This window comes from Kitasatospora sp. NPDC007106 (assembly GCF_040634455.1).
GTDB lineage: Bacteria > Actinomycetota > Actinomycetes > Streptomycetales > Streptomycetaceae > Kitasatospora > Kitasatospora arboriphila.
This window is the reverse complement of record NZ_JBEYFP010000258.1, coordinates 1-7,876: the sequence shown is the minus strand read 5'-3', so window position 1 is coordinate 7,876 and position 7,876 is coordinate 1. Positions and strand designations below refer to the sequence as shown.

Annotated in this window: 6 protein-coding genes and 1 pseudogene; 1 reads left to right on the top strand and 6 read right to left on the bottom strand. The window is 75.1% G+C overall.

What is annotated here, in order from left to right; translation table 11 throughout:
- Positions 1-90 precede the first annotated feature (90 nt).
- Positions 91-1,632, top strand: coding sequence for a hypothetical protein (locus ABZ641_RS19985; protein WP_359983490.1), 1,542 nt, complete (start codon positions 91-93; stop codon positions 1,630-1,632).
- On the opposite strand, the pseudogene ABZ641_RS19980 reads toward ABZ641_RS19985, so the two are convergent.
- From ABZ641_RS19980 to ABZ641_RS19955, 6 genes and pseudogenes are all read right to left on the bottom strand, one after another.
- A pseudogene (locus tag ABZ641_RS19980) lies at positions 1,532-3,808 on the bottom strand (molybdopterin cofactor-binding domain-containing protein); the annotation flags it as partial. The gene ABZ641_RS19985 and the pseudogene ABZ641_RS19980 overlap by 101 nt on opposite strands.
- Before the next feature lie 3 nt (positions 3,809-3,811).
- A complete protein-coding gene (locus ABZ641_RS19975) occupies positions 3,812-4,285 on the bottom strand; it encodes a (2Fe-2S)-binding protein (protein ID WP_344626103.1) in 474 nt (157 codons plus the stop codon).
- Positions 4,285-5,166 carry an FAD binding domain-containing protein gene (locus ABZ641_RS19970; protein ID WP_344626074.1) on the bottom strand — a complete coding sequence of 294 codons (882 nt, stop codon included), beginning with the start codon at positions 5,164-5,166 and terminating at the stop codon, positions 4,285-4,287. Before ABZ641_RS19970 ends, ABZ641_RS19975 begins: the two co-directional genes overlap by 1 nt.
- A 64-nt stretch (positions 5,167-5,230) precedes the next feature.
- Complete coding sequence (locus tag ABZ641_RS19965) at positions 5,231-5,827, bottom strand: TIGR00730 family Rossman fold protein (RefSeq protein WP_359983487.1); 597 nt, start codon at positions 5,825-5,827, stop codon at positions 5,231-5,233.
- Positions 5,824-6,999, bottom strand: a complete 1,176-nt coding sequence (locus ABZ641_RS19960) for a Zn-dependent hydrolase (protein ID WP_344626076.1) — start codon at positions 6,997-6,999, stop codon at positions 5,824-5,826. Before ABZ641_RS19960 ends, ABZ641_RS19965 begins: the two co-directional genes overlap by 4 nt.
- A gap of 14 nt (positions 7,000-7,013) precedes the next feature.
- Positions 7,014-7,811, bottom strand: a complete 798-nt coding sequence (locus ABZ641_RS19955) for a TauD/TfdA family dioxygenase (RefSeq protein WP_359983485.1) — start codon at positions 7,809-7,811, stop codon at positions 7,014-7,016.
- Between the last annotated feature and the right edge of the window lie 65 nt (positions 7,812-7,876).

The window sequence follows — 7,876 nt, the reverse complement described above, 5'->3', positions numbered from 1 at the left end:
GAACTCGACCTCGCCGCACTCGTCCCGCTGGCCGCGGAACTGTCCGGGGCGACCGGGACCAGGGTCCGCGTCAACCCCAGTGCACGGATCGTGTCGGACACCGTCCGGTTCCTCCGCCCCGCGCCGGAGGAGGAACTGCTCAGCCTGCCGCTGACCGCGGCCCTACGGCACTGCCTGCGGGCCGCCGCCGACCGGCCGACCCTCGCCGAGCTGACCGCCCGACTCCCCGCGCCGCCGGACCGGGCCGCCGGATACCTGCACGCGCTGCTGGCCACCGGACTGCTGCTGGCCCGGCCCGATCTCGACGAGCACGGCCCCGACCCGCTCGGCCGGTTGGCACGGCGTGCGCCCGAGCTGACCCCCGTCCACGAAGCGCTGCGCGCCTACGCGCACGCCGACGGCACCGAGCGGGCCGCCCTCGGTGCGACGCTCTCCGAACGCCTCGTACCGCTGGGCGTCACCGGCAGACTCCGGGACGTGGTGACCGAGCAGTCGGTCATCCCCGGCGTGGTGGCCGAGGCCGGCCTGTCGTCCTGGCGGGCCGCCCTCGACGACCTGGCCCTCGCCTGCCGGCTGCTGGCCGTTTTCGACCACACGCTGCCGTTCAAGCTGGCGATCGCCTCGTTCGTCCGGGAGCGCTTCGGAACGCGGACACCGGTGCCTTTCGACCGGTTCTACACCGAACTGGTGCGCCACGGCGGTGAGGTGATGCGGCTGCACCCGGCGGCCGTCGCCTTCGCCCCGACCGGACCGACGGAGGTGCTGGCCGCCAGTGCGATCCCGGAGGTACGCCGACTGGTCGGCCTGATCGGCGAGGTCCGGCGCGCGCTGCCGGACCGGCGGCGGATCGAGCAGGTGCTGGACACGCTCCCGGCCTGGGTGCGCCCGGTGGGATCGGCCGCCGTCTACACCCAGTACGACGGCGGGCGGCTGGTCGTCAACGCGGTCAACTCCGGCTTCGGCCGCGGCCGGTCCCGGGTGCGCCGGCTCCTGGTCGCCGCCGGTGAGGACCCGCTGCCGGTCGCGGCGGTGCACCCGGGAGGGACGAGGTACGCCGAGTTCGCGCAGACCCCGGCCACCTCGCTCGACCAGCGCGAGTTCGCCCTGCCCGAGCGCCTCGACTACCCGCCGCCCGCCCGGCTGACCGTCGGCGTGGGGCGGGACGGTCTGCCCGTCCTGCTCGACGGGGACGAGGCCGTCCGCCCCGTCCACGGCGGGCTCTCCTACGAGCGGCAACTCCCACCGGTGATGGCCCTGTTGGTGGAGGCGTTCGGCGAGAGTCCGATCCTGCTCCGCCCCGACCAGCCGTTGCAGCACGATCCGGTCGCGGGGACGGGGCCGGGCCGCGTCCTGCACGCACCACGGCTCGACGTCGGACGCGTGGTGCTCCGGCGGGCCACCTGGGTGGCCCGGCCGGGCACCCTGCCGCGCCGCGCGGCCGGGCAGACCGACGCGGACTTCCTGCTCCTGCTGGCCGCCTGGCTGACCGAACACGGCATCCCGCCCCGGTTCTTCGTCTCCGTGCTGCGGCCACCCCGCGCAGGCCGTACGGGGCGTGCGGGTCGGCCAGTTCCAGGACGTCGACCGGCACGGCCGGCGCGTCCAGCAGGGTCGGCACCAGGTAGTCGGTGAAGGAGGGGTTGAGCACCCGCGCGGTCGCCGGATCGACCCGGACCTCCTCCATCAGCGCGATGCCGAGGCCCTGGACGGTGCCGCCCTGGATCTGGCCGGCCACCGAGAGCGGGTTGAGCGCCCGGCCGACGTCCTGGGCGCAGGCCAGTTCGACCACCTTGACCAGGCCGAGTTCCACGTCCACGTCGACCACCGCGCGGTGCGCGGCGAAGGAGTACTGGACGTGGCCGAAGCCCTGGCCGGTGACCGGGTCGAAGGGCTCGGTCGGCCGGTGGCGGAACTCGAGTTCGAGGTCGATCGGCTCCTCGCCCTCCAGCACCTCCGCCAGGGTGGCGAGGACCTCGCCGTCCCCGGTGACGACCTTGCCGCCGTCTAGCTGCAGCCCGGCGCCGCCCCAGGCCGGGCGGTCCCCGCCGAACCTGCGCCGGCCGGCCGCGAACACGTGCTCGCGGACGGCCCCGCAGGTGTTCTTCACCGCGCCGCCGGTCATGTAGGTCTGCCGGGAGGCGGAGGTGGAGCCGGCCGAGCCGACGGCGGTGTCGGCGGGGTGGACGGTGACCTGCTCGACGCCGAGCTCGGTGCGGGCGATCTGGGCGTGCACGGTGACGCCGCCCTGGCCGACCTCGGCCATCGCGGTGTGCACGGTGGCGACCGGCTCGCCGTCGATGACCTCCAGCCGGATCCGGGCGGTGGAGTAGTCGTCGAAGCCCTCGGAGAAGCCGACGTTCTTGATGCCGACGGCGTAGCCGACGCCGCGGACGATGCCCTCGCCGTGCGAGGTGTTGGACAGCCCGCCCGGCAGGTCGCGGACGTCCGGCTCCTCCGGGTCGAGCGGCGGCGGCAGCGGCAGGTCCCGGACCCGGCGCAGCAGTTCGGCGACCGGCGCGGGGGAGTCGACCCGCTGGCCGGTCGGCATCAGGTCGCCCTGGCGCATCGCGTTGATCCGGCGCAGCTCCACCGGGTCCATGCCGAGTTCGGCGGCGAGCTTGTCCATCTGCGCCTCGTAGGCGAAGCAGGCCTGCACCGCGCCGAAGCCGCGCATCGCGCCGCAGGGCGGGTTGTTGGTGTAGAGGCCGACGGCCTCGATCTCCACGTCGTCGACCCGGTAGGGCCCGATGCCGAGCGAGGCGGCGTTGCCGACGACGGCGGCGGTGGAGGAGGCGTAGGCGCCGCCGTCCAGCACGATCCGGCACCGGACGTGGGTCAACCTCCCGTCGCGGGTGGCGCCGTGCTCGTAGTGGAGCCTCGCCGGGTGGCGGTGGGCGTGCCCGAGGAAGGACTCCTCGCGGGAGTACACGATCTTGACGGGCCGGCCGGTGCGCAGCGCCAGCAGGCAGGCGTGGATCTGCATCGACAGGTCCTCGCGGCCGCCGAACGCACCGCCGACGCCGGCCAGCGTCAGGCGCACCTTCTCCTCCGGCAGGCCGAGGACGGGTGCGATCTGCCGCCGGTCCGAGTGCAGCCACTGGGTGGCCACGTACAGGTCGACGCCGCCGTCCCCGGCGGGCACCGCGAGGCCGGACTCCGGGCCGAGGAACGCCTGGTCCTGCATGCCGAACACGTAGTCGCCGGTCACCACGACGTCGGCCCGCCGGGCCGCCGCGGCCACGTCGCCGCGGACGATCGGCTGGCGGTGCAGGACGTTCGGGTGCGGGGCGCGCCGCGCATGGCGGTCGTCCCGGTCCGGGTGGAGGACGGCCGCGTCCGGTGCGAGGGCGGACGCCTCGTCCGTGACGACCGGGAGCTGCCGGTACTCGACCCTGATCAGCGCGGCGGCGCGCCGTGCGGTCTCCGGGTGGTCGGCGGCCACCAGGGCCACCGGCTCGCCGTGGTGGCGGACCACGCCGTCGGCGAGCACCGGGGTGTCGGCGATCTCCAGCCCGTACCGCTTCTGCGCGGCCGGCAGGTCGTCGTGGGTGAGGACGGCGTGCACACCCGGCAGCGCGAGCGCCGCGGAGACGTCCACGGACAGGATCCGGGCGTGCGCGTGCGGGCTGCGCAGGGCCTGCCCCCAGAGCATGTCCCGGTGCGACAGGTCGGAGGAGTAGGCGAAGGCACCGGTGACCTTCGGGGTGCCGTCGGGGCGGCGGACGGACTCGCCGATGCCGCCCCGGGCGGAGGAGGGGCCGGGACCGGCGGGGGAGGGGCCCGACGTCGTCGGTGTGCGGGTGTCCATGCCTCAGACCGCCTCCCGGCGCCGGGCGGCCGCCAGGCGGACCGCGTCCATGATCTTCTCGTAGCCGGTGCAGCGGCAGAGGTTGCCCGCGAGCGCCTCGCGGACGTCGGCGTCGCTCGGGTCCGCGTCGCGCTCCAGCAGCTCGTCGGCGGCCACCAGCAGGCCGGGCGTGCAGAAGCCGCACTGGACGGCCCCGGCGTCGAGGAAGGCCCGCTGGACGGCGGCCGGCCCGTCCGCCGTGGCCAGGCCCTCGACCGTGCGGACCTCGCGGTCCTGCGCCTGGCCGGCCGCGACCAGGCAGGCACAGACCGGGACGCCGTCCAGGCGCACCGTGCAGGAGCCGCACTCGCCCTGCTCGCAGGCGTTCTTGGAGCCCGGCAGGCCCATCCGCTCGCGCAGCACGTACAGCAGGCTCTCGCCCTCCCACACCCCGTCGGCCGTCCGCCGGACGCCGTTGACGGTGAAACCCACCCGCATCATGCGACTCCCTCCGCGTCCTTGCGGTACGCCTCCCAGGCCCACAGGAAGGTCCGGCGGGCCATCACCCCGACGGCGTGCCGGCGGTGGCCGGCGGTGCCGCGGACGTCGTCGATCGGACTGCAGGCACCGGCCGCGAGCGCCGCGAACCGCTTCGCCACCGAGGGCGGGACGGGCCCGCGGCTCTCCCACAGGCCGCCCTCCGCCAGGGCGTCCGCGAGGAACGCCTCGGCCTCCGCCGCCCGCCGCGGGGTCGGGGCGGCCGAGCCGATGCCGGTGCGCACCGTCCCGGTGCCGGGGTGCAGCGCGAGCCCGAAGGAGCAGACCGCGATGACCATCGCGTTGCGGGTGCCGACCTTGGAGAACTGCTGCGGGCCGGTCGCCCGCCCGATGTGCACCCGCCTGATCAGCTCGTCCGGCAGCAGCGCATTGCGCTTGACGCCCGTGTAGAACGCGTCGATCGGGATGCGGCGGGCGCCGCGCACCGACTCCACCTCGACCTCCGCCCCGGCGGCCAGCAGCGCCGGATGGGCGTCACCGGCCGGGGAGGCGGTGCCGAGGTTGCCGCCGACCCCGCCGCGGTTGCGGATCTGCGGCGAGGCGACGGCACGGGAGGCCAGCGCCAGGCCCGGCAGCTCCCGGCCCAGCTCCGCGACGATCCGGGCGTACGGCACGCCGGCGCCGAGCCGGACCTCCCGCTCGCCGACCTCCCACTCGGACAGTTCGCCGATCCGGCTCAGGTCCAGCAGGTGCCCGGGCCGGCGGCGGCCGAGGTTGATCTCCACCATCACGTCGGTGCCGCCCGCGAGCGGCACGGCCGCCGGGTGCTCGGCCTTGGCGGCGAGCGCCTCCTCCCAGCAGCCGGGGCGGATGAACTCCATGGGACTCCCTCTCGAATCGTTCCCGGACCGGGCGGACCGCCCGGGGGCGGCAGGCAGGCCCGGGTCAGCGGGGCAGGCCGGGGGCCGCCCCGGCGACCGGGACGGGCAGGTCGGGCAGGTCGGGCGAGAAGCAGCCGTCGAGGGCGTCCAGCGAGGGCACGTCCCTGATCAACGAGCGGTCCGCGGCGGTCATCATCCGCTCGCCCACCGCCAGGTCGAGCCAGGCCAGCAGACCGTCGAAGAACCCGCCGTGGTTGACGACGAACACCGGCTTGCTGTGCAGACCGAGCTTGGCCCAGGTGGCGATCTCCATCAGCTCGTCGGCCGTGCCGAGCCCGCCCGGCAGGACGACGAAGGCGTCCGACAGCTGGTACATCAGCGCCTTGCGCTCGTGCATGGTGGCGACCACCATCAGCTCCACGCCCGGCGGCTGACGCCCCTCCAGGCTCAGCAGGTGGTGCGGCACCACCCCGGTGACGTACGAGCCGGTGAGCAGCGCACCCTCGGCCACCGCACCCATCAGCCCCGTCCCGCCGCCGCCGTACACCAGGCCGACCCTGCGGCGGCCCAGCCAGCGGCCGGTCTCCCGGGCGAGGTCGAGGTACTCCTGCCTGGCCGGCCGCGCGCCGCAGAACACGCCCACCCTCCGGAAGCCGGTCATCGTGCCTCCGAGTGGACGGGAACGGCGTGCGAACGCGAGGACTCCAGCTCCACCAGCAGGTCGAGCAGCACCTGGGCGCCCAGGATCAGGTCGTCCTTCGGGGTCTGCTCCACCGGCGAGTGGCTGATGCCGGCCGTGCTGGGGACGAAGATCATGCCGGTGGGCACCCGGGAGCTCAGCGCGGAGGCGTCGTGCCCCGCGTAGCTCATCAGGCGGGCCGCCGTCGGGTCGTGCCGCACGCACACCTCGTGGATGCGGTCGACGTAGCCGTCCTCGAAGCGCACCACGGGCTTGTGCGACAGCTGGGACACCTCCACCGAGCAGCCCTGCTCGGTGCCGATCCGGCGGACGAGCGCGCGGGTGCGCTCGACCGCCCGCAGCAGCGACAGCTCCGACTCGGCCCGGAACTCCACCGTCAGGTGCGCCTCCCCGGGCACCACGTTCGGCGCCCCGGGGTACAGCTGCATCGCGCCGACGTTGACCACCATCGACTCGTCGACCTCGTTCGCGGTCTCCCACAGGTGCGCCGCGATCTTCGCCACGGCGCGGCCCGCGTCGGCGCGGACGTTCATCGGCGTCGTCCCGGCGTGGTTGGCCTGCCCCCGGACGACCACCAGGTACCGGTCGATCCCGACGATGCCCTCCACCGCCGCCAGCGTGCTGCGCCGGCTCTCCAGCCGGGGGCCCTGCTCGACGTGGAGTTCGACGAACCCGGTGATCTCGTCGATGTGCCCGGACTCCACCAGCGTGCCGGAGCCGACCAGTCCGCCGTTGGACGTCGGCAGGACGCCCTCCTCGTCCCAGAAGCCGACCGTCTCGACCGCGGCGGCCGCCGGATGGCCGGCCTCGTGCAGGGTGCGCAGCACCTCGACGGCCGCGATGGCGCCGTACGCGCCGTCCAGCCGGCCGCCGACCGGCACCGTGTCGGTGTGCGAGCCGGTCAGCAGCCACGGGCCGCGCGATCCGGGCTGGCGCCCGAACACGTTGCCGACCTCGTCCGTCCAGGCGTGCAGCCCGGCGGCGGTGATCCGGTCGGCCAGCCAGACCCGGGAGGCCAGGTCGGCGGGCGACCCCGCGACCCGGTCCACCCCGCCGTCCTCCCGCCCGCCGAAGGTGGCGAGCATGTCCAGGTCGTCGAGGAGTCGACGCCCGGAGATCTTCGGTGAGTTCACGACACTGGCTCCCATCAGCTCAGCACGTTGCCGTCGCCCGGCCGCAGGCCGCGGGTCCGCCGGTGGTCGATGTGGACGAACGCCCGCTGCAGCCAGCGGTCCCGGCCGTCGTAGCGCGGCACGAAGGCCGACCGGCCGTGCAGGGTCACCCGGTTGTCCACCACCACCAGGTCGCCCGCGCCGAGGACGAGGTCCGTCTGCACGGCCTCGACGGCCCGCCGCAGCCCGGCCAGCGCCGTGGCGGCCCCGGCGTCCAGCGGATGGGTGTTGGCGAAGTCGACGCGGACGTCCGGGTCCTCCTCCGCGCCGCTCAGCACGGCGTGCACCGGGTCCCGGCCGGCCGCGAAGGACGGCGGCGGGGTGGAGCGGAAGCGGGGCTCGGCGAGGACGCGCCGGTGCTCAGGCCCGACCAGCGGCAGGGCCTGGCGGATCGAGGCGACCCGCAGCCCGGCCCGGTCGTCGTGGTCGTTGCGCAGGCACAGCAGCGACACGAAGTCCGGCCGGTGGTCCAGGTGCACGTTCTCCACGTGCATCTGGAGCGGCTGGGAGCCCGCGTTGCTCTGCTCGAACTCCTGGCCGGGGACGGGCACCACGTTCTGCAGCAGCGCCCCCGACTTCTCCTGCCGGAAGGCGACGATCTCGCCGAGCTGCATCACGCACAGCGCCAGCAGGGTGGCCGAGGCGGTCGCGTTGCGCTCGACCGAGCCGGCCTCGACCGGCGTCGGCCCTTCGGGCCTGACCGGCAGTCCGGCGATCCGCAGGCAGCCGTTGGGCCCCGGGTCGCTGCGGAAGCGGCGCAACTCCTCCAGCACGCGGGCCGGTGTACCGGTCGGTGTAGTGGGCCAGGTACTCGGCGAGCTCCGGCGCGGCCGGCGCC

Bases quoted from the DNA above. Each gene is read 5' to 3' on its own strand.
- ABZ641_RS19975 (WP_344626103.1), bottom strand. From the start codon at position 4,285: ATGCGGGTGGGTTTCACCGTCAACGGCGTCCGGCGGACGGCCGACGGG.
- ABZ641_RS19970 (WP_344626074.1), bottom strand. From the start codon at position 5,166: ATGGAGTTCATCCGCCCCGGCTGCTGGGAGGAGGCGCTCGCCGCCAAG.
- ABZ641_RS19965 (WP_359983487.1), bottom strand. From the start codon at position 5,827: ATGACCGGCTTCCGGAGGGTGGGCGTGTTCTGCGGCGCGCGGCCGGCC.